Source organism: Nitrosomonas nitrosa, from assembly GCF_003051105.1.
Taxonomy (GTDB): domain Bacteria; phylum Pseudomonadota; class Gammaproteobacteria; order Burkholderiales; family Nitrosomonadaceae; genus Nitrosomonas; species Nitrosomonas nitrosa.
This window is the reverse complement of sequence record NZ_QAOO01000038.1, coordinates 1-20,062: the sequence shown is the minus strand read 5'-3', so window position 1 is coordinate 20,062 and position 20,062 is coordinate 1. Positions and strand designations below refer to the sequence as shown.

18 protein-coding genes are annotated in these 20,062 nt (G+C 50.6%); 9 read left to right on the top strand and 9 right to left on the bottom strand.

Annotated features, from left to right (window positions below; translation table 11 throughout):
• Window positions 1-127: 127 nt before the first annotated feature.
• Genes C8R30_RS14320 through C8R30_RS14300 form a run of 5 tightly spaced genes read right to left on the bottom strand, consistent with a single transcriptional unit; the run spans window position 128 to window position 6,072 of the window.
• Window positions 128-3,490 carry a pilus assembly protein gene (locus tag C8R30_RS14320; protein WP_258192062.1) on the bottom strand — a complete coding sequence of 1,121 codons (3,363 nt, stop codon included), beginning with the start codon at window positions 3,488-3,490 and terminating at the stop codon, window positions 128-130.
• A 42-nt stretch (window positions 3,491-3,532) separates the two neighbouring features.
• Window positions 3,533-4,063 (bottom strand): pilus assembly PilX family protein, encoded by a 531-nt coding sequence (locus C8R30_RS14315; RefSeq protein WP_107790431.1) that lies wholly within the window; start codon window positions 4,061-4,063, stop codon window positions 3,533-3,535.
• A gap of 38 nt (window positions 4,064-4,101) precedes the next feature.
• The gene (locus C8R30_RS14310; protein ID WP_258192061.1) at window positions 4,102-5,112 is read right to left on the bottom strand and encodes a PilW family protein; all 1,011 of its coding nucleotides are present in this window, start codon (window positions 5,110-5,112) and stop codon (window positions 4,102-4,104) included.
• A 10-nt stretch (window positions 5,113-5,122) separates the two neighbouring features.
• Complete coding sequence (pilV, locus tag C8R30_RS14305) at window positions 5,123-5,563, bottom strand: type IV pilus modification protein PilV (RefSeq protein WP_090667314.1); 441 nt, start codon at window positions 5,561-5,563, stop codon at window positions 5,123-5,125.
• A complete protein-coding gene (locus C8R30_RS14300) occupies window positions 5,557-6,072 on the bottom strand; it encodes a GspH/FimT family pseudopilin (protein WP_090667317.1) in 516 nt (171 codons plus the stop codon). Before C8R30_RS14300 ends, pilV begins: the two co-directional genes overlap by 7 nt.
• 128 nt (window positions 6,073-6,200) lie before the next feature.
• Here C8R30_RS14300 and thiO point away from each other — a divergent pair, with 128 nt between their 5' ends.
• The gene (gene thiO / locus C8R30_RS14295) at window positions 6,201-7,310 is read left to right on the top strand and encodes a glycine oxidase ThiO (RefSeq protein ID WP_107790429.1); all 1,110 of its coding nucleotides are present in this window, start codon (window positions 6,201-6,203) and stop codon (window positions 7,308-7,310) included.
• On the opposite strand, the gene ispH is transcribed toward thiO, so the two are convergent.
• From ispH to C8R30_RS14280, 3 genes are all read right to left on the bottom strand, one after another.
• Window positions 7,307-8,290, bottom strand: coding sequence for a 4-hydroxy-3-methylbut-2-enyl diphosphate reductase (gene ispH, locus C8R30_RS14290; RefSeq protein WP_090667321.1), 984 nt, complete (start codon window positions 8,288-8,290; stop codon window positions 7,307-7,309). The genes thiO and ispH overlap by 4 nt on opposite strands.
• Window positions 8,291-8,421: 131 nt before the next feature.
• Window positions 8,422-9,330, bottom strand: coding sequence for a cobalamin-binding protein (locus C8R30_RS14285; RefSeq protein WP_181257759.1), 909 nt, complete (start codon window positions 9,328-9,330; stop codon window positions 8,422-8,424).
• Between the two features lie 61 nt (window positions 9,331-9,391).
• Complete coding sequence (locus C8R30_RS14280) at window positions 9,392-10,513, bottom strand: hypothetical protein (protein ID WP_090667327.1); 1,122 nt, start codon at window positions 10,511-10,513, stop codon at window positions 9,392-9,394.
• A 223-nt stretch (window positions 10,514-10,736) separates the two neighbouring features.
• Here C8R30_RS14280 and C8R30_RS14275 point away from each other — a divergent pair, with 223 nt between their 5' ends.
• From C8R30_RS14275 to C8R30_RS14235, 8 genes are all read left to right on the top strand, one after another.
• Window positions 10,737-11,144 (top strand): archease, encoded by a 408-nt coding sequence (locus tag C8R30_RS14275; protein ID WP_090667330.1) that lies wholly within the window; start codon window positions 10,737-10,739, stop codon window positions 11,142-11,144.
• 17 nt (window positions 11,145-11,161) lie between these two features.
• The gene (locus tag C8R30_RS14270; protein WP_107790428.1) at window positions 11,162-12,589 is read left to right on the top strand and encodes an RtcB family protein; all 1,428 of its coding nucleotides are present in this window, start codon (window positions 11,162-11,164) and stop codon (window positions 12,587-12,589) included.
• A gap of 18 nt (window positions 12,590-12,607) precedes the next feature.
• Window positions 12,608-13,048 (top strand): universal stress protein, encoded by a 441-nt coding sequence (locus C8R30_RS14265; RefSeq protein ID WP_090667338.1) that lies wholly within the window; start codon window positions 12,608-12,610, stop codon window positions 13,046-13,048.
• A gap of 31 nt (window positions 13,049-13,079) precedes the next feature.
• Window positions 13,080-13,664, top strand: a complete 585-nt coding sequence (locus C8R30_RS14260; protein WP_090667341.1) for an isochorismatase family protein — start codon at window positions 13,080-13,082, stop codon at window positions 13,662-13,664.
• The gene (locus C8R30_RS14255) at window positions 13,661-15,007 is read left to right on the top strand and encodes a nicotinate phosphoribosyltransferase (RefSeq protein WP_244888018.1); all 1,347 of its coding nucleotides are present in this window, start codon (window positions 13,661-13,663) and stop codon (window positions 15,005-15,007) included. Before C8R30_RS14260 ends, C8R30_RS14255 begins: the two co-directional genes overlap by 4 nt.
• A 390-nt stretch (window positions 15,008-15,397) precedes the next feature.
• Window positions 15,398-17,116, top strand: coding sequence for a multicopper oxidase family protein (locus C8R30_RS14245; RefSeq protein ID WP_107790426.1), 1,719 nt, complete (start codon window positions 15,398-15,400; stop codon window positions 17,114-17,116).
• A 206-nt stretch (window positions 17,117-17,322) separates the two neighbouring features.
• Entirely contained in the window at window positions 17,323-17,706 is a 384-nt protein-coding gene (locus tag C8R30_RS14240) for a calcium-binding protein (protein ID WP_275587410.1), read from the top strand.
• Window positions 17,707-17,867: 161 nt separating this feature from the next.
• A complete protein-coding gene (locus C8R30_RS14235) occupies window positions 17,868-18,332 on the top strand; it encodes a hypothetical protein (RefSeq protein ID WP_107790424.1) in 465 nt (154 codons plus the stop codon).
• Window positions 18,333-18,401: 69 nt separating this feature from the next.
• Here the strand turns inward: C8R30_RS14235 and C8R30_RS14230 are convergent, their stop codons facing one another.
• Entirely contained in the window at window positions 18,402-19,961 is a 1,560-nt protein-coding gene (locus C8R30_RS14230) for a S8 family serine peptidase (protein ID WP_258192060.1), read from the bottom strand.
• Window positions 19,962-20,062: the final 101 nt, after the last annotated feature.

The following is a 20,062-nucleotide window of genomic DNA, read 5'->3' as shown; positions in this document are numbered from 1 at the left end:
ATACCCGACTGGTCTTCGACTACCTTCGTATGACTTCTAACTCAACACGCACTCGGTCGCTTTGATTAACTCAAGAGGAGAACAAATTTACCGTGTGTCAGCTACAATCCAACCTTCGCGTCTCTCGCTATTGTATCTGCCGCCAAGAATGGCGTGGACTGTGTGGATTTCCTTTGATCGTGATGGCTTCGATCAAACCGGTGGTCGAGCCTGCGATCAAATGTATAAGGCTGCCAGCGCTGATTGCAACCGATTCGCTGCGTATCCCATCGGAGCTGATCGCTGCGATGAGACGGTCGTCGGTATTGATCATGCCATTACTGTCAGTATCGAATTGAGGCGCGGTCAACATTCCTCCTGTCTCGGCATTCAGTAACATGAGCCAATTTTGTCCGCCAGAAGCACAAGGATCGCTGGAAGGAATGAGTGTGGTAAAAATAATCCGTCCGAAACTGAGTTGCGGCATGATGATGCTCCGTTCGCCTTGGGACGTTGCATCTGGCGGCTGGAGCAAATCGAGATACCAACCCTTTTGGGTCGACCAACTGACTGAATTGCTTGAAACCGTGCGTTCGAGCGGTAGTAAGGCCGTTTCGGTCAGAATGGTTTGTTGCCGCAGCGTGCTGCGATCCGTCGTCGAAATACGGCTGCCATTATCCCAGATCCCGTACAAGCTCTGTATGTCAGTATTGGCGCTGTCACCCGATGCGATGAACCGCCCCGTGCCAAAATAGACCATGTAGCCACTGCTGCTGGGATGGCGGCCAATTTCCAGAGGTGAGGTAATGGGTTGAACTTGATTGCTGGCATTTCTGGCAGTAAATAACGGGGCATTTGTGCTGCCCGATTTATAAGCAACGCCCCATTGTCCCGAGTTGCTATGCGATAAATCGAATTTCCAAACATTGCCTTGCAAATCGCCCGCATAAACGAAATCGATGATTCGGTCATCGTCCGTGTCGACCAGGGCCGGTGTAGAGAGACCATTATTCGTGCTGTCATTGGTCGCAATTTTTGCGATCAGCGCGCCGGTCTGCAGATTGATGATATAGAGGTAGGCGCGGTCACTGGTACTATTATAACCGTTGCTGACAATGGCCGCCCATACGCCATTGTTCAGCAACGCAATTTTGGCTTGCCCCGGCACGAACCCTAAATCCGCATCAGAAAATTCCCAGAGTACATTCGCCGCAGAGAATTGGGTCGGATCGGTGATATCGAGCGCGAAAATGCCTTTGCCTCCTCCGCTCAGCGCACCCAGCAATATCGTTCGCCAACTGGGTGTCGCACCGATATAAGCATCCCCGGCATACGCATTGCCGTCAACAAAGTAGCGGTGCGTATAATTGGTGGAAGTCAATTGGCTCAGTTTGGAGAAAACAGTACTCGGCACATAACTGAAAAGCTCAACCCCCGTTTCGGCATTAAAGGCATGCAGCATGCCATCGTTGGCACCTGTGTAGATAACAGGTATACGGCTTTCATTCGTTTGCACAAAAGTGTAATAAGAATCTCGCCCTGCGGTGCCGCTGGGCAGTGCGTCGTAATTGAAGTTAAGTGACTTGACGAATAACAGATCGGAATTGATGATGTCGCCAAGCAGGCCATTGTTCCGATTGCGGAAATTTCCTCCTTGCGCCAATTCTGTCGTCTTGTCGCCGCGTAGCCAGGCGATACGGCTCGCGCCTAAGCCGTCGTTTACGCCATTCATATTGGTATTGAGCGCATTTTGTTGTGCGCTCGATAACAGTGAGAAATTGGCGGCTGTGAATGCCAGTCCGGTCGTTCCGTTATGGGTAAAGATTGCACGGTTGGTATGGGAAGGTAACTTGGAAGAAGCTTCCCATAAGGTCGAGCCCAGCGACCCATCCGGATTCAATGCATAAGCGAAGACTTGCCCGCTCCAGTCGCTGCTGTTGAACTTGGCTTGATAAATATGGGTGCCATTATTGAGCCGACTGGTATTGGTAGTGACTGCGGCTGCCGAACTGACTCTGCTCGTCACATTACTGAGGATATTACTCAAGTTATTGGCAAATGAAATGGGGTCTTGCGCGCTAAAAAAACCACCCCGACTATTGACCGCCGCATGCCATAAATCATCGATCTTGGCAGCGTTACTCGCAGTGGGATCAGGCCAAGATTCTGAACCCGTGGGCAGCGATGACAAGGTGCCTTGAACGCCTAGGCCGACGGTAAAATTGACCATATGTTGCCAGAATGCAGGATCAAGGTTATTGGTCGGCACTTTGTTGTCGAGATCGGGACGTAAATCGTTTTTCCAGTAATGCATCGCAACATCGGCTAGCGTATCGCTATGACTGTCAGAATAGGGAAGTGTAGGGTTATATTGGTAAGTCGAAGGCGAGGCATTGGGCAGGTGGTTGGTGATCGTACTTCCGGCAGTATTATCCGAGTTTCCTATGCCCGTAAAACTGTCAGACCAGTAGCCATCTGTCATCAGAATATGATAATTCTGGCGGCAGGCATATTGCGTACCGCCATTCGCACCCGGCGTTTTCCCCCAGGGGCCTTGATCATCGGTACGCATGAAATAGCGACCTACATCATCCATTGCCCTGCGCAGTGGCGTCCCTGCTACCGGAATGACATGATCATAGAGGTTGCTAAAGAACGATTCCTTGTTTGTGCCGCTAAACTGTCTTACGCCGCTGATAATGGTCTTGGTGGAAACGCCATCGACACTGGTGCTGTCCTTGTTGATCGCACCGAACCCCACGCGCATACCATTACCCTGAGCGGCAAATGCCCTCCCTACGCCTGCCCGGGATAATAGGATGCGTGACCGGTAATAAGTATACCAGTTAGCAAAATTCTGGATCTCTTCCTCATAGCTACAAACCGGCGCAGCCGCGCAGTCTGTTCGTTCTATGCCACCTGTGTAGGAAGGCGTAGTCGATTTGATTTCAACGCGAGTGTAGCTGTTTGCCGAAAGTATTTCGCCGCCGTTATAAATGAAATAAACAGCGGGATAGAATGTCCTCGATTGTGAATTGGATAAGCTGCCGTCGCTATTTAACCAGCGAGCAGTTTGTGTATTGTTGGCTGTGAGATCTCGGCAACCTGCGCTGGTATTTTTAGGGTTGTGCGGGGCGCACGTTGGGGAAGCGTTGCTCATGAGCGAACCATCGGCATTGCTCCACGGTTGATAGCTGATCGTGGGGTTATAATAAATTTTATTGATAGCATTTGAGCGTAAAGCTGCGGCATAAGGGTTGTTCGGATCGAAATCGACCACCCGGTTATTGTAATCGTCAGCACCATATACACTTGCTACACGAGGGAACATGAACCGGACATCATGAAAAATCCAATCGCCAGGCATGATTTCGAATTGCATGGATCCTGAATCATCGAGCGTGAACATGACATTTGGCTCAACGGCGGTCGTAAGGAATAAGGGTACATCCGATAACGTGAGCGCCGCTTGCGTACGTGAGGGACTAAACACAATAAACACAGCAGCCATGCATGCGCTCATGAGAAAACAATTTTTCAACTTAACCTCCACTCATCTACGGTAAGTGCTTTGTAAGAAGACCACGGCCGTTTCGCTTCCGCCTACGCCTCTGGCTGTAATCCTGAACATAGTCGATGTCAATGATTGGGCCGACTGTTGTGCACTTCCACCTGCTATTGAAATACTGTCAAGTTGTTCAATGATGTAGCGTGGTTGGCTTGCCACACCCTGTATCGTTACGTTGATGGTTCGTCCTGAAGTACTCCAGCCTGACCAAGTGATCGGATTGGGAGCGGAAGAAGGATTATCGGGGTTTTTGGGATCATAGCGATACAGCCCGTTTGATCCGTCAAATACCGGTAAGGTAATTTGTTCCAAGAATAATTCGCCTTCTCTAAGTGCCGCTTCCGCCGCTTGAAAAGCCAGATTTTCGTCGCGCAGATTACCGGCCATCCTTTCTTCCAAAATCGTGGTTTGCATTGCAGTTACACCTAATAACGTCAGTATGACCAAAAAAATCAATCCCGTAACGAGCACGACGCCGCGTTGCCGGGATATCAAAGAAATGTTTTGATTAGCCATGATGGCAGGATTTCCTTTGCATTTTTCACTCGAATGGCTCAAGTCGCACGATTGCGTAACGCCACAACCGTGGTGAAAGCCTGGCGCAGCCGGCGATCGGTGGGCGTGACCGTGGTGCCGTTGAAGGTATACGGCTGAGGCTGGCTGGCAATATTGTTTTCTGTTGTCTGCATCAACAAACTGATACGGACGCTGACGACGCTTTGCCAGTTTGTCACCAGATCGGCGCTACGGTAGATATCTGCCGTCCAGTCACCATTGAGATCCTCGCCATATTCGACTTGCATGTCTTCGACGCCTCTCACCAGTTCTTCGGCGTTTCTCGTCCCTATTTTGCGATAGAGCGCCGGCAATCCGTCTATCAAGCGGATGAAATAGGAACGTGTGGAAATTTTGAAGAGCTCCCCGCCCTTGGTAAAATCTTTGCCTAGGTCTTTTGTGGCATTTCCTGGGATACTGGTGCCGCCTGTGTTATGAACGATATTGTCCTGCCCTGACGAAGTATTGATGTTGGTTATTTGAAAAATGGCGGCGTTCTGGCAATTGGTAACTAACACGATATCATCAATCTTGAGCCCACTTTCCACGGTCACTTTGAGATCGGCCGAAGCGGGTGGGCTGCCGCCTGGTTGTTGAGTTACTTTAATGTCGCCACCCTCTACGCCTCGCACCACGACAATATCCCGTCCACCGAGAGGGCTGGGAATCGCGCCCTCGGGCAAGACAGGCGTCCAAGTAGTCGAGCTGGTTGCTTCGAATCCGTCTATCGCCTGGCCGAGTTTCCATAAAAAACTATCCTTATCGTTGAGTGTATTGACCACTAGCGCGCCGTTACCCGCGCAACCGAAATAGCCCGCCATGCGGATATCACGCGAGAGTACCTGAAAAGCGTAGCGTGCATTTTCCTGCATTCTCGCCAGGGCATCATTGACACGATAGACCTGCTGGCTGGAGGTCAATATGGTGATCACGCCTCCCAATAATATTAACCCAATGGTCATGGCGATCATCAGCTCGACCAAGGTAAACCCTTGTTGTTTGGTTGCCATCTGCTTCATGTCAAAGTTGTGTCGTCAATATAAATTGTTGTGCAGCCAAGGCGCCGCGGCTATCGTCCCATTGAACGGTAATCGTGACGGTATTACCATTGACGCTGATGGCGCCGGTCCCGGACGGTAATCGCAAGGACAGCTCGTTCAGCCAAAGGCTCATATCTTGTTCATGAACGGTAGTGCCCGAAGGGATGTCGGCACCGATTGCCACGTTATAACTGCCGTTCCTCGCTTCAGTCCGGTTGGCGCGCATGCTATCGAGGATGCTGTAGCTCATCATGGTGGCGGTCGAGCGAAAGTTCGCGCTCTGGTTGTGGGTTAAGCCCACGGATTGCAAACCAGCTAGGCCTAGTAGACCGATCGATAACACTACCACAGCTACCAGCACTTCAATCATGGTAGCGCCCTGCTGTAACGGGTGTTTGTCGGGGAAATGGGGGGTTAGCATGATTCAAGCCGCTCCAAACGAGGGCGCCCGGTACTGTTGATAGTAATACTACGCCCCTTGGCGTTATTGCATAGCGTAAAGGTGCCATTGGATAACCCACCGTTACCATAACTGCTGCCACTGGGCCGGTATGTAATCCAATTTGAAAAGCTTGTGCCGCCGTTCAAGGTGCTTCCTTTCAAACCAGGAAAAACCCGCAAAATTTGATCTGTACCGTCTACGGTTCCGTTTGGGTCGCTATCGCTGTATACTATCCAACCATCCTGCCAGTTGCCTCCGGTTGTACAGGAATTACCCGTACTGCTTTTACACATCGTAACTTGTATCCCACGTTTGATCGCTTCCGATCGACTGTAATGGAGGGCGGTAAGCAGTTCGTTCGATTGTGTTGACAAGCGTGATTGCACCGCCATCGATTGGTAGCTGGGTACCGCGACAGACGCTAGAATCGCAATAATGCTCAATGCGATCATGAGTTCTAACATCGAAAATCCCTTATTTGCAGACATCTCTCTGTCCTCTGTTTTATGCTTTCGTTTCCACTCTCTTTACGGCTAAATCGCCAAGTAACTTTAGCCAGTGTGATCAGAATGGGGAGGTCACGTTTGCACTCCTCTACATTCTTGCAGGTTGACCAATGAATAAAGCAGCCTCAGATTTTATTGTGATTGGCGCGGGAATCATTGGTCTTGCCACGGCAGCAGAGCTGCTCGAAGCGGGGGCAACCGTCACTGTTTTGGAGCGAGGAGAAATTGGGCGGGAATCATCGTGGGCGGGTGGGGGAATATTATCGCCACTTTGCCCCTGGGATTATCCGAATGAAGTGACTTTGTTAACCGATTTCAGTGCGGCCCTTTATCCAGAGTGGGTAGTCAGACTGCACGCATCCACCGGCATCGATGTCGAGTATGAAGTGAGCGGCTTGCTGGTGTTGCCCCCATATGACATGGCGGCGGTGCAAACATGGCAACATTCCCATAATGTGCCAGTAGAAAGGAAGCGGTTGGGTGATGTCTGCTTTTTTAGCCAAGAACGCGATTTTGCCTACCCGGTCGAGAATGCCCTTTTTCTTCCGCATATCGCGCAAGTGCGTAACCCTCGTTTATTGTCAGCCTTGCGTAGTCATGTAGTACACCTGGGCGGGCGGCTTGTTGAACATTGCGAAGTAAGCAAATTCGCCGTGAGTAATCAGATGATCCATGGGGTTATTTCGACTTGCGGTCGATTCGGTGCCGATTACGTCATTGTGACGGCAGGCGCATGGAGTGGACAAATATTGGGAGAATTTGCGTTGTCGCTTGACATCAAGCCGATCCAAGGGCAGATGCTGCTTTATAAATTTGAGTCACCGCCGCTGACATCGATATTGTTGCAAGGAAGTGTCTATCTGATCCCCCGCCGTGATGGCCATTTACTCGTAGGCAGTACCGTGGAAGATGTTGGTTTTAACAAACAGACAACAAGTGCCGCTCGTGATGATCTCTTTGAGCAGGCACGGAAGCTATTACCGCAGCTTGAGGGGATGCCACTGATTCAGCACTGGGCAGGCTTGCGGCCCGCTTCGCCTCAAAATATTCCAATCATCGGGCCTCATCCGCTATTGAAAAACTTGTTTATCAACAGCGGTCATTTTCGTTATGGTGTCACCATGGCGCCCGGCAGCGCCCAGTTGTTGCTGAATGCAATTATGGGTAAACCTCAGCCTTTTGATATACGCCCCTATCAAAAGGGATGGGAAAATGATTAGTTTGCTTCTCGAATATATTTATCCATCGAAACCGCTTCGGCTTTCGGCAGGGGAAAGACGACCGATTCAACCACGCCGCTCAGCTCTTCTATCACGACTTCATCGCCTGACTGCTTGGCACCAATTTGTTTGAGTCTGTCCAAAACTTGCTGAACCAGTATTTCCGGAGCAGAGGCGCCAGCAGTGATACCGATGCGGCTTTTTCCTAGCAGCCATGCCTCCTGCAGTTGCTCGGCACGGTCAACCATATAGGCTTCGACATTCGCATTGCGTGCGACTTCACATAAGCGATTGGAATTGGAGCTGTTGGGGGAGCCGACCACGATGACGAGATCGCATTGCGTCACCATTTTTTTGACGGCATCTTGACGGTTTTGGGTGGCATAACAGATATCATCCTTTTTAGGGCCGATAATTTTGGGGAAACGCCGCTTCAAAGCTTCAATCACGCGCGCGGCATCGTCGACCGACAAAGTCGTTTGAGTGACATAAGTAAGGTTATGCTCGTTCTTGACTTGCAGTTTATCAACGTCTTCTTCGGTTTCGACCAAATACATCCCGCCATCGCTGCCTTCCACTTGCCCCATGGTGCCTTCTACCTCAGGATGGCCTTGGTGGCCGATCATGATGATTTCTTTCCCTTCTTTGCGCATTTTGGCCACCTCGACATGCACTTTGGTAACGAGTGGGCAAGTGGCATCGAATATCTTCAGCTTACGCGCCGCCGCTTCACGTCTTACCGCATGGGAAACGCCATGTGCACTGAAAATTAGAATACTTTCTTGCGGAACTTCTTCCAGGTTCTCGACAAATACAGCACCTTTTTTTTCCAAATCTTCAACCACAAAACGATTGTGCACCACTTCATGGCGTACATAAATGGGGGCGCCGTGCATCGCTAATGCGCGTTCAACGATTTCGATGGCGCGATCCACGCCGGCACAAAAACCTCTAGGGTTTGCAAGCAATACTTTGATCATTGGTCAATTCTCCATGAAGACATCAACTGGCACTGCCGATAATTAGCTTTCATCTGCCATCGCTTCGCTATCGGCCATGCCCACTTTAAGGTAATTATAAGGTATATCTGGTTAATAAATTTGCGAAATCATCACTGCGCGTGCATTGCATCCAATCGGGCGCATACCAGTCGAGTCGCTTCCAATATGCGCGGGGATTGGCGATGAATCAGGTCCGGGTGAATAAAATAGACGTGGCCGCTTTTTACTGCCGATATATGGGGAAAGCGCTGGACAAAGCCATAGGTGTTGGATGCGAGCAACTCATCCGAGATACTGCTGAAAATGACTGCAGGGTTGGCTGCTAGCAGATTCTCCTCTGAAATGATCGGCATGAGATCCGGCAGCGAAGCGAAGCTATTTGTGCCACCGCACACGTTTATGATGTCGTTAATGATATGTGCGGCACCGGCCGTGATGAGGGGTTGGGGCCAGATTAATTGAAACACGCTTACAGGCTCGTGCGTAGCCCGCTGCTGCTTTAGCCGTTGCAAAGCCATCTCGAAATTCTGCGCGGCAGATTCCGCTACTGGCAATGTTCCAGCAAGCTTACCGATGGTCCGGAGCAGTCGGGGAATATCCGCAAGCTGGGTCGCTTCGGTAACGAAAACGCGCAATCCCAATCGTTCAAGTTGATCGATGCCCAGCTTGGTGTTGCCACTGCGCCAGGCAATCACCAGATCAGGCTCGAGCATGAGCAACCGTTCGAGATCAAGACTAAACGCATCGCCGACACTGGGGATGGATCGAGCTGCGGCTGGATAGTCGCTGAATCGGCTGACACCGACCAGTTTTTCTCCTGCGCCTGCGGCAAAAACTAATTCGGTAATGGCGGGCGAGAGAGAAATTATGCGTTTGGCACGATGTGCGAGCAAAAAAACGTGTCCTTGATCGTCGACAAGTCGAAGCGGGAGAACTTTGCCATCCTGAGCATAGGATGGGAGGCCTGCCAACGACGCGAAGATGAATAACGCCGTCAGTAATATCCAATTTATTCTCATGCTAGTCTTGGCGGGAAACGGCATCGCTCTCGCTGATTGAATCGGGAGTGGACGGCTAATTTTACCCCGCTTCTTGATAGTGTTTGACCATCTCTACCCGTTTCTCGTAGGCCTCACGGGCGATACGCACATCTTCCAGGAAAAGAGGCAATTCTTTGAGCGATAGCGCTTGCGGGCCATCAACCAGGGCTTTGCTCGGTACCGGATGAAAATCGACCAGCACCATGTTGGCGCCAGCGATGATGCCCTGTGCGGTTGCATGCATAATATCGAGCAAGCCGTCAGGTGAACCTGTGCGCATACCTATTGCATGGGAGGGATCGATACAGACCGGCATGCGGGTGAGCCGCTTGACCACGGGTACATGGGCAAAATCGACGATATTGCGATGAGGATCGCCCATATTGGTTTTCATACCACGTAAACCGAATACCACTCTGCGATTACCTTCGGAGGCGAGATACTCGGCTGCATTCAGCGATTCATCGAGAGTAATGCCAAAACCGCGCTTGAGTAGCACCGGAAAATCTTGCTGACGTCCAACGATTTTCAACAACTCGAAATTTTGTGTATTACGCGTACCGATTTGCAGCATCACGCCGGTTGCATTACCCGTTTGATAGAGCGCTTCCCGGATTTCCTCGACATGGGATTCGTGCGTGACTTCCATGGCGATCACCTTGATATTGTATTTGCCTGCCAAGTCGAAAACGTAAGGGAGGCAGTTTTTACCATGCCCCTGGAATGAGTAAGGACTCGTACGTGGTTTATAGGCACCCATCCTTGTACAGCATTGACCTTGATCACGTAAGGCCTTCATCGTCAGTTCCACATGCTCTAGCGTATCGACAGCACACAGCCCAGCAAAGATATTGAGGGTGTCTTGTCCGAACCGGATACCGTTATAGTCGAAATGGCTCGGGCGTTCATCGTTGATATGCCGTCCAAGAATACGATACTCTTCGGAGATACGGACCACCTGTTCGACACATGGCAGAATTCTCATGTCATCTGTTGATAGCGCCTTGGTATTGCCGATTAAATGAATTTCAGTCAGTGTTTGCTCGATACCTACTTCAGTATGAACACGCGTCGTGATACCGGAAAGATTGGCAAGGTGCGCGAGCAATTGCTTGTATTCTGGGCTTTCGGTAGGCGTATTCGGTTTCAGAATGAGGATCATAAATAAGGCTCGAATTAGTTTCTATCTATAAGAAATAACGATGATTCGAAGCCGATTCTAACTGAAATTAGTATGGGTTGCCATGGCCTGTTTGCCGTCATGCGCTTCGCCAAAATAAGCTATGAAAAGATAGTGCGGAAAGTGGTATCGTAAAACGAAATCGAAATACCTTGCTTTTCGGGTTGTGCTAATTTTTCAGCAGGTATCACAGGATGACGTAAAAATGGAACCACGCTATTTTGAGCACGATGCCGATATTGGTATCATCGGTCAGGGGACGACAATCGAACACGCTTTCGAGGCAGCGGCACAAGCGGTATTTGCCATTGTGACCGATCTCGACGCGCTGCAGCCTGCTACGCTTGTGGATTTCACATTTGAAGAGGATGATGTCGAGCTTGCGCTGGTGACTTGGTTGAATCTGTTATTGGGAAAAGCACGTGAGCTTGGCATGGTTTTTTGCCGCTTTCACCTTCAACGGCAGAACAATCAATGGCATGGCGTAGCCTTAGGGGAAAAATGGCGTTCTGATTTGGAGCATGGCACCGAGGTCAAAGGGGCGACCTTGACGATGCTTTCAGTCAAACAAATCGGCATGAGCTGGGAGGCTCGCTGCGTAGTGGATGTCTAAATCGGAGGTATATAGAGATGAATTTACAGCGATTACGTCAGATTCAGCCTTATCTTTGGACGCTCCCTCTTCAGCCGGGTGAAAAGCGTGGTGAGGTGTTGCTCTATGGCAGCGCCCCTTTGCTGGAAAGCATGGACGACAAAGTGTTGGAGCAAATAGCGCATGTGGCTGCGTTACCTGGCTTGGAGGGCGCAGCCATGACCATGCCGGATGCGCATTGGGGATATGGTTTTCCGATAGGCGGGGTGGCGGCATTCGACGCGGAGCGGGGGGGTGTCATTTCCGCTGGAGGTGTCGGTTTCGATATTTCCTGCGGTATCCGCAGTCTACGCAGTAATATGCGTTTGCAGGATGTGACGCCCAAGCTTGCCACACTGGCCGACAGGTTGTTTCAAACCATCCCGGCTGGCGTGGGAGAAGAGGGTGCACTCAAACTCGATCCGAAGCAACTTGACCAAGTGCTGTTAGGAGGCGCACACTGGGCCGTCCAGCAAGGCTATGGTAATGAAGCGGATTTGGACTATATCGAAGAACGAGGCTGTGTAGCAGGCGCCATTCCCGCCAACGTCTCAGAATTGGCCAAAAAACGCCAGCGTGGCGAGATGGGGACGCTGGGTTCAGGCAACCATTATCTCGAAGTTCAGGTGGTGGATCGTATATTTGACGAGGCCGCCGCGCAGGCTTATGGTCTGCAAGAAGGCCAAATTGTCATTTCGATTCATTGTGGTTCGCGTGGCCTGGGACATCAAATCGGCACGGATTACCTCGTGATGCTCGCCAAAGCTGCGAGTCGCTGCGGGATCCATCTTCCTGACCGTGAGTTGGCCTGCGCGCCGATCAACTCTCCAGAAGGGCAACAGTATCTCGGCGCAATGCATGCCGCTATCAACTGTGCCCTCGCTAACCGACAAATCTTGACGCATTTGACGCGTGAAACATTCAGGGAAATTTTTCCTGCCAGCAAGCTTCAAACACTGTTCGATGTTTCCCACAATACCTGTAAGCAAGAACATCACGTGATCGATGGTCAATCCCGTCTGCTCTATGTGCACCGGAAGGGGGCGACGCGCGCATTCGGGCCGGAACATGCCATGCTACCCAAACGTTACCGTGCGGTGGGCCAGCCCGTAATTATTGGTGGAAGCATGGGAACAGGTTCCTACGTGTTGGCAGGGAATAGCGGTAATTCCGCTTTCGCTTCGGCCAGTCATGGGGCTGGCCGTGCATTGAGCCGGCGACAGGCATCGGCGCGTTGGCAAGGGAAGCAGTTGATTGGTGAGCTTGCGCAGCAAGGTATACTGATTCGTACGCGTTCCATGCGTGGCGTGGCGGAGGAAGCACCCGGCGCCTACAAAGATGTCGATAGTGTGGCGGAAGCGACGGAACAGGCAGGGCTTGCACGCAGGGTCGCCTTTTTGCGGCCTAAAGTTTGTGTAAAAGGATGATTTCTCACGAGGACGATTATGTACCAGAAAATTCTTGTTCCAGTCGATGGCAGTTCCACTTCGGACTGTGCACTCAAAGAAGCCATCAAGCTTGCCCGATTGCATCATGCACAACTTGCGCTCATCCATGTATATGAAGATATTTTCTATTGGGTGGATGACAGCTATATCAATTATGCAGAACTGCAAGAAACGATGAGAACGAGTGGCGAGCGGTTACTCGAACGGGCGCGGGCGAAAGTGGAAGAAGCCGGATTGACAGCAGAAATGAAATTATTGGAAGCCAAAAATGAGCGAACCGCAAACATGATCGTTGCGGAAGCCGAACGCTGGCAAGCTGAATTGATCGTTATCGGCACGCATGGCCGAACGGGCTTCAGCCGCCTGGTATTGGGCAGTGTTGCAGAAGGGGTCGTGCGCACCGCGCCTATGCCCGTATTGTTGATACGTGGCAAGTGAACCGGTTATCGATGACTAAGACGATACCCTAATGAACGTGAAGCTGGGAAGCGGAGATGCGCTCGTGATCGTCGATATGCAGAATGATTTCTTGCCGGGTGGCAGCTTGGCCGTTCCCAAGGGAGATACGATCATCCCCGTGATCAATCGCTATCTGCTGCTGTTTCATGATCACGGGCGGCCCATTTTCGCTACGCGAGACTGGCATCCGCCAGATCATTGCTCTTTCCGGCAGCAAGGCGGGCCATGGCCGCCGCATTGCATTGCCACTACCTCGGGTGCCGCATTTCATGCAGATATCAATTTTCCAATCAATACGCAGATCATATCCAAAGCGGCGTCACGAGAGCAGGACGCCTATTCCGCGTTTACTGATACCCAAATGCATGAGCTGCTCCAGCAAGCGGGTATCCGTCGTTTGTTCGTTGCGGGTGTTGCAACGGAATATTGTGTGCTGAACACCGTGAAAGATGCTTTGCAACATCATTACACGACGTTCGTACTTGAGGATGCCATTTGCGCCATCAATCTAAAACCGGATGATGGTGTGAACGCTCTGAAAGCAATGACGCGCTTGGGCGCAACTTCGATCCGGTTTGGAGGATTCGTTGTATGAAGATAAATCCGTTTAGCAGTCCCTTGCTTGCCGATCTTTATCAGTTCACGATGCTGCAAAGCTATCTTGAGCAGGGCATGCAAGAGACGGCAGTTTTTGAATTATTTATCCGTAAATTGCCTCCGGGGCGGAATTTTATGGTTGCTGCCGGATTGGAGCAGGTACTGGATTTTCTTGAGAATCTGCAATTTTCAGCGGAGGAGCTGAGTTGGCTTGCGACTCGATTTCGTCCACCCCTCATCGATTACCTTGAACGATTCCACTTCATAGGTGATGTTCATGCTATGCCGGAAGGCACGCTATTTTTTCCCAACGAGCCCATACTGCGGATTACTGCACCGCTACCTCAGGCGCAATTGATCGAATCGCGTATTATCAATATCTTGCACTTTGAGACCCTCATCGCTTCCAAGGCGGCTCGCTCGGTTCTAGTTGCACCGGGCAAGCTTCTGGTCGATTTTGGCATGCGCCGGGCTCATGGTGCTGAAGCAGCGTTGCTGGCTGCCCGGGCGAGCTATCTTGCCGGGTTCTCGGGGAGTGCGACCGTGCTGGCGGGAGCGCTTTACGGCATCCCTTTGTATGGAACCATGGCGCATGCCTATATTCAGGCCCATGCCGATGAGAGCATGGCTTTCGAGCATTTTGCACGTTCCAACCCCAACAATGTCGTTTTGTTGATCGATACCTATGACACCGAGGCGGCAGCCGGGAAAGTGGTTGAACTCGCTAAACGGCTGCAGACCGAACATATCCACATTAAAGGTGTGCGCCTCGATAGCGGCGATTTGGCCGCGCATGCACATAATGTGCGGCGGATCCTCGATCAGGGCGGATTACAGAGCACCGCTATTTTTGCGAGCGGTAATCTGGATGAATACCGGCTGCAGACCTTATTGGGATCCGGCGCACCGATTGATGGCTTTGGTATCGGGACGGCGCTCGACGTTTCCATTGACGCGCCCGCGCTCGACTGTGCTTATAAATTGCAGGAATATGCTGGCAAGGCGCGGCGCAAGCGTTCGGAAGGCAAAGCGACTTGGCCGGGTAGAAAGCAGGTGTACCGTTATTACGCCCCGCAGGGCGAAATGAGTCATGACGTGGTGGCGCTGGAGGACAGTGATCCGTGTGAAGGTGAGCCGCTGCTTGTCCCCATGATGTTGGCGGGTCAACGTATTCATCGGACACGGCCGCTGCAGGAAATCCGCCAGCAGACACTGGCGCGGTATGTTCGCTTGCCAGAATCGTTGACGGAACTTGAAACCACGACCCATTATCCCGTGACCATCTCACCCGCCTTGCAAGCCTTGGCGAAACAACTCGACGATGAAGCGATGACGCATTGAGTACGCAATCGTTATCAATAATGGCAACGACTGGAACAAGTCTTGTAACGCAGAAAAGCGCGGCCAAAATTATAAGGTTTTCGTCGTTCACCGTTACTTTAGAAAAGAGGCTGTAAAACAGCGCTATTCATCTAGATCGTCGCTCGAGTAATCGGCTGATAATGACTGCTCTGAAATTTACTTTTTCAGGGGCGACTCATTAATCCACGGATCGGGCGAACATGTGCTGTTTGCCGGATCGTAAAAAATTCCTGGTGGCTATCAATCGCAACTCAAAAATTGAGCTGCCGCCTCTATCAACGAACATCAAGCAAATGGTTTTGCCTGGAGAATCGATGCGCACCAAGATCGATCAATCCTGGAAGGCTATGCTGATTACGGGAGAATGTTATGCAACGCATCTATAGTCATATTGCACTCGTCGCGTTTGGCTTATCGGTTTGTGCCAGCACGACTCTGGCGGAGTCTAACCACTTTATGCCAGCCTGTGCTTACCAAACTATCGATATCAAAAAATACGGCTATCAACCCTTCCAGAATCCACCTGATCTTCATGCCAATGAAGGTGTGCTGGATACCCGCCTCAACGTGCAATATACCGATCCGGCTAACACCGCCATTGCAGGCTGCCCGGTAACATTGCGTAGCTACAATGGTCAGTTAGTCGGCCCAACTTTGCGTGTCCGGCAAGGGGACGTCATCAATCTGCTACTCGACAATCAGCTGCCAAAAGAAACACCGGACGAAATTCAGGCCCAATTTGAGCAGGAGAACCAAAATGCTTATCTCGACACCCGGCCTGCTTCTTTCAATACAACCAATATGCATTATCACGGCCTGCATGTTTCTCCTGCGGGCAATAGCGATAATGTACTGCTGGATATCGTTCCGCAGAGCCAATTTCAATATGAAGTCAAACTGCCTGCCACCCATCCGATCGGCAGTTATTGGTATCACGCCCATGCGCATGGCTCTACAGCGATTCAGGTAGGAAGCGGGATGGCGGGTGCGTTGATCATCGAGGACAATCCGCAGACCACCCCGAAGTCGTTGCTGGCAGCGAATGCGCGAGAAAAGATATTTGTGCTGCAGACGATTTTATATGACCGAGCAGGCCGGTTGGACGATATCACCAAGCTGTTTCCGGGCCCGGGCAATCCCAACCCTGACAGGAAAACATGCCGGCAAGCGGGTAACGAGGGGACTTGGCCGTGCTCACGGCGCCATATCACCATCAACGGCCAGATCGTTCCTGTGCTCACGATGAAGCGAGGTGAAGTGCAACGCTGGCGGCTGATCGATACTGCTTTTCGCGAATCGATCGCTTTTGTGGTCGAAGGCCATGATTTGCACGAAATCGCTTTGGACGGTAATTATTTGGGCCGCGTCGATACCTGGAAGGCAGGCACCCCGATCGATCTTCAACCCGGCTACCGTAGTGATGTTTTGGTCAAGGCCAGCATGAAAGCGGGGGATTACCGCATCATCGACCGGCCAACCTCATCGAAAAAATCCCTGCGACAAGCGGATGAACCCGAGAACCTGTTGGCCATTCTGCGCGTCACCGATGAAATCGAGGAGATGGCCTTGCCGACCGATGAAGAAATGGCGCCACTGGCCCCGTTTGGCGACACTGACTTGAGAAAGACTGCTCTGGGTGTGCAGGAAGTCATCTTTAAACTCGGCCAGGACATGCAGGGAAAGAAAAACTATTTCCAAGTCAACTATCGCGCTTTCAACCCAGATCATGTGCGTCAATTACCGCTGAATGCCACAGAGATGTGGGCGCTCACGACAGTGGGCGATCCCAGCGGTGTGCCCGATGGCATTGGTCAACCCCCTTCCTTGCCGCCACCGCATGTATTTCATATCCATGTCAATCCCTTCCAGTGGGTACGTAAAGGGCCGGACGGTACCGATCAACTGGTATGGAAAGATACGCTGCTGGTGCAAGGGCCCGCGGTTACCAACATTTACACTCAGTACCGGGATTATATCGGCAAGTTCGTAATGCACTGCCATATCCTCGATCATGAGGATTTGGGCATGATGGAGGTGCAGGAGGTCGTCAACTCGGCAGATGGTGTAGCGTCTCCCCATAGTCACTGAAAACAGAAAACACGTTGATCTTGATTATGAACTGACGTTCACCAATGCAGTTTGGACGGAAGGGCAACATACCAAAGGATTGATTGATCTCATTAACGCAGATCCATTGATTGGTAATTTCAACAACTTTAGCAACATCGAGAACGCAATCGATAAAGTAACCAACGGATTCGTTACCAACACGACGAATTATACCGGTGGGTCGGGTGTCGACAAAGTCTGGGCTAGCAAATGACACCCTGTTCGGATCGCTCGGCAGCGACATACTCGATGGTGGAGAAGGTAACGATACGCTGTTCGGTGGCTATGGTGCAGATACCCTTACCGGTGGTGCAGGAGCAGATAATTTTATCGTTCGACGTGGCGACTTTGACAAGATTACCGATTTCAATCTTGCAGAGGGCGATAAAATCACTATCTGGTACCAAACACTTGATAACATCGGGGCGACTCTATCGCCAACAGTCACATATGATCAACCATCCGGTACGTTGTTTCTCGATGGCTTGCCCATAGCCGAGTTGTCGAATACACCTCTCAGCATCGGAACGATAGGAACGAGTCCAACTGATAACGTGTTCATTACCTAATCAGAGGCAATTTGTTAGGCAAGAGTTGATCGAAGGAGAACCCTTTTCCAGAAGTAATCTGGAAAAGGGTATACAAGATAAGAGGACCATTATAATTTGTTTCCATAATGGACAGAATGTGCAACATCAAATGAAAACTACTTACAAAAAGGAAAAGAATCATGGCTGACAAGGATGAAATTCATGATGCAAGTAAAATTGCCTCATCGAACGCTAAACATATCAATATTCGCATGCAACAAGGTGAACATACCGGACAACCGATCTATTCAAACTTTACGTCCGTACATGGAGGAGAGGGCGTTATCATTGTTGATTTTGGATTTCTTGATCCACAGACTGTAAATGCTTTAAACCGGTTGGCAAAATCGGGTGAAAAAATGCCTGATGCCATTGGCGCCAGAATGTCCTGCCGCATGGCGATTAGTATTGATGCTGCAAATAATCTAGCGCGTCAATTGAATAATTTGCTGCACGGTAAGCCTAATCAGCCTAGGCAGACAGAACCAGAAAAGAAATCGAATAATGGCGAAACGAAGCTGGAACAGAATCCTTCCGATGAGAAAAATACGGTAGCAGAGAGTCCTCGTGGTTTCCGGCTCCCTTGGTCAACAAAAGTACAATGAGTTCGTTAGGGAGGCCGCATAACAATAATGTGGCGCAACCTTTTGCAAGTTTGACAGACCGATGTACCTTTATTTAACAACATTTACGGACACGTGAGTAGCTCGGGTATTCCCTGCTGCATCTTTGGCTATTGCCTGGATGGTATGTGTTCCAAGTTTTGTACCTTTACTGCGAGTATTCCAGTTCATACCGAGTGTGCTTCCATTGCCGGTTGCTTTGAGTACATTGTCGATATAAATCGATAGTGTAATACCTGCAGCACCACTGTTATCGGAAGCACTGATACTGATGGCCACGTTACCGGAAACGTTGCCAGCAATCGGATTGATAATTTCGACAACGGGAGGCGCCGTGTCTACAAATGGTTGCTGGACTGGATTATCTACTGTGACCTGTACGCGGGAGCTTGTGGTATTGTTGGCAGTGTCGAACACGCGTACAACGAGATCGGTTTTGCCATTGGCAGTTCCGCTGGAATCCCAGCTGAATGCAAACGGCGGAGAAGTATCCACTGCCACATTGGAGTTATTGACCCATAATTCAGCACGGTCGAGGCCGATATTATCCATTACCTCAATATCAACAGGTACCAACCCTGTTACTGTGGCTCCATCCAAGGGGTCCAAAATGGAGACTGAAGGCGATTCCGTATCAGCTTCAGGAATGAAATTCAGGGCAGCATGAACCGCTGCCGCAGCATCTACCCGTCCATAACCATAGTAGGGGTCGCGTCCGGGTGTGCCTAGATCAACTGCAGTAGCAAAAAGCAAGTTTTCGATGTCGTTGCTACTCAATTTTGGGTTAGCTGCCATCATCAAAGCGATGACTCCGGCAGTGATCGGGCTGGCGAATGATGTGCCGCTCACTGACCAATAGTTGCCACCACCCCATCGAGTTGTCCAAATTCCATCACCCGGCGCCGCAAGTGCTACAAAGTCACCGTAACTGGAAAAGTTAGTTTTTACGTCATTGATATCCGTGGCTGAAACAGGAATCATAGTCGTAGTGATTGCAAAATTTTCATTACCAAAGGTATTGCCAGCGGAGGTGGTGACTAACCCACCGTTATCTTTCATGTACTGGGCAGCGCTTTGTACGCTAGGACTACTTGTGATACCTACAAAGCTAGCATTGACGATTCGTGCGCCATGATCAGCTGCGAAGGTTATTCCTTGGGAAATTGTACTGTAATAGCCATAGCCCATAGTGTCCGTGGCTCGCAACGGCATGATTCTTGATTGACCAGCGACACCTGCTACCCCGATACTGTTATTGCTGATAGCGGCTGCGGTACCGGCTACACTGGTACCATGACCTACTACATCTGAAGTGTCTGAATTGTTATCGTAGAGATTCCAGCCGGGCACTATCCTAGACGCAAGGTCGGGATGAGAATTATCAACGCCTGAATCCAATATCGCGATGGCAATGCCATTTCCCTGAGTGATATTCCATGCCGATGGCGCGCCAATTTTGGGTGGGTGCCATTCATTGATATAAACCGGGTCATTGGGGATAAGTGCGGGTATCACCACACGATCTAGCTCTGCAAATTTGAGGTGTGGGTGATGCTCAAGCCTCGTATGAACACCTTCTTCTGTATATTCTGGCAACGCAACAACGTACAAATTACTTCAGACCACCTGATCCCAGCGATTTTAAGATGACCCCAATTTAAAGATCAGACGTAATCCAGATCGGGGAAAGAAGGTTTTGGTAGCATTGATTT

Excerpts from the sequence above, each read along its gene's own strand:
- C8R30_RS14245 (WP_107790426.1), top strand. The coding sequence starts at position 15,398 with ATGCAACGCATCTATAGTCATATTGCACTCGTCGCGTTTGGCTTATCG.
- pilV (WP_090667314.1), bottom strand. The coding sequence starts at position 5,563 with ATGCTAACCCCCCATTTCCCCGACAAACACCCGTTACAGCAGGGCGCT.
- thiO (WP_107790429.1), top strand. The coding sequence starts at position 6,201 with ATGAATAAAGCAGCCTCAGATTTTATTGTGATTGGCGCGGGAATCATT.
- C8R30_RS14255 (WP_244888018.1), top strand. The coding sequence starts at position 13,661 with ATGAAGATAAATCCGTTTAGCAGTCCCTTGCTTGCCGATCTTTATCAG.
- C8R30_RS14310 (WP_258192061.1), bottom strand. The coding sequence starts at position 5,112 with ATGGCAACCAAACAACAAGGGTTTACCTTGGTCGAGCTGATGATCGCC.
- C8R30_RS14300 (WP_090667317.1), bottom strand. The coding sequence starts at position 6,072 with ATGTCTGCAAATAAGGGATTTTCGATGTTAGAACTCATGATCGCATTG.
- C8R30_RS14280 (WP_090667327.1), bottom strand. The coding sequence starts at position 10,513 with ATGATCCTCATTCTGAAACCGAATACGCCTACCGAAAGCCCAGAATAC.
- C8R30_RS14270 (WP_107790428.1), top strand. The coding sequence starts at position 11,162 with ATGAATTTACAGCGATTACGTCAGATTCAGCCTTATCTTTGGACGCTC.
- C8R30_RS14315 (WP_107790431.1), bottom strand. The coding sequence starts at position 4,063 with ATGGCTAATCAAAACATTTCTTTGATATCCCGGCAACGCGGCGTCGTG.
- C8R30_RS14265 (WP_090667338.1), top strand. The coding sequence starts at position 12,608 with ATGTACCAGAAAATTCTTGTTCCAGTCGATGGCAGTTCCACTTCGGAC.
- C8R30_RS14260 (WP_090667341.1), top strand. The coding sequence starts at position 13,080 with ATGAACGTGAAGCTGGGAAGCGGAGATGCGCTCGTGATCGTCGATATG.
- ispH (WP_090667321.1), bottom strand. The coding sequence starts at position 8,290 with ATGATCAAAGTATTGCTTGCAAACCCTAGAGGTTTTTGTGCCGGCGTG.
- C8R30_RS14235 (WP_107790424.1), top strand. The coding sequence starts at position 17,868 with ATGGCTGACAAGGATGAAATTCATGATGCAAGTAAAATTGCCTCATCG.
- C8R30_RS14320 (WP_258192062.1), bottom strand. The coding sequence starts at position 3,490 with ATGGCTGCTGTGTTTATTGTGTTTAGTCCCTCACGTACGCAAGCGGCG.
- C8R30_RS14275 (WP_090667330.1), top strand. The coding sequence starts at position 10,737 with ATGGAACCACGCTATTTTGAGCACGATGCCGATATTGGTATCATCGGT.
- C8R30_RS14285 (WP_181257759.1), bottom strand. The coding sequence starts at position 9,330 with ATGAGAATAAATTGGATATTACTGACGGCGTTATTCATCTTCGCGTCG.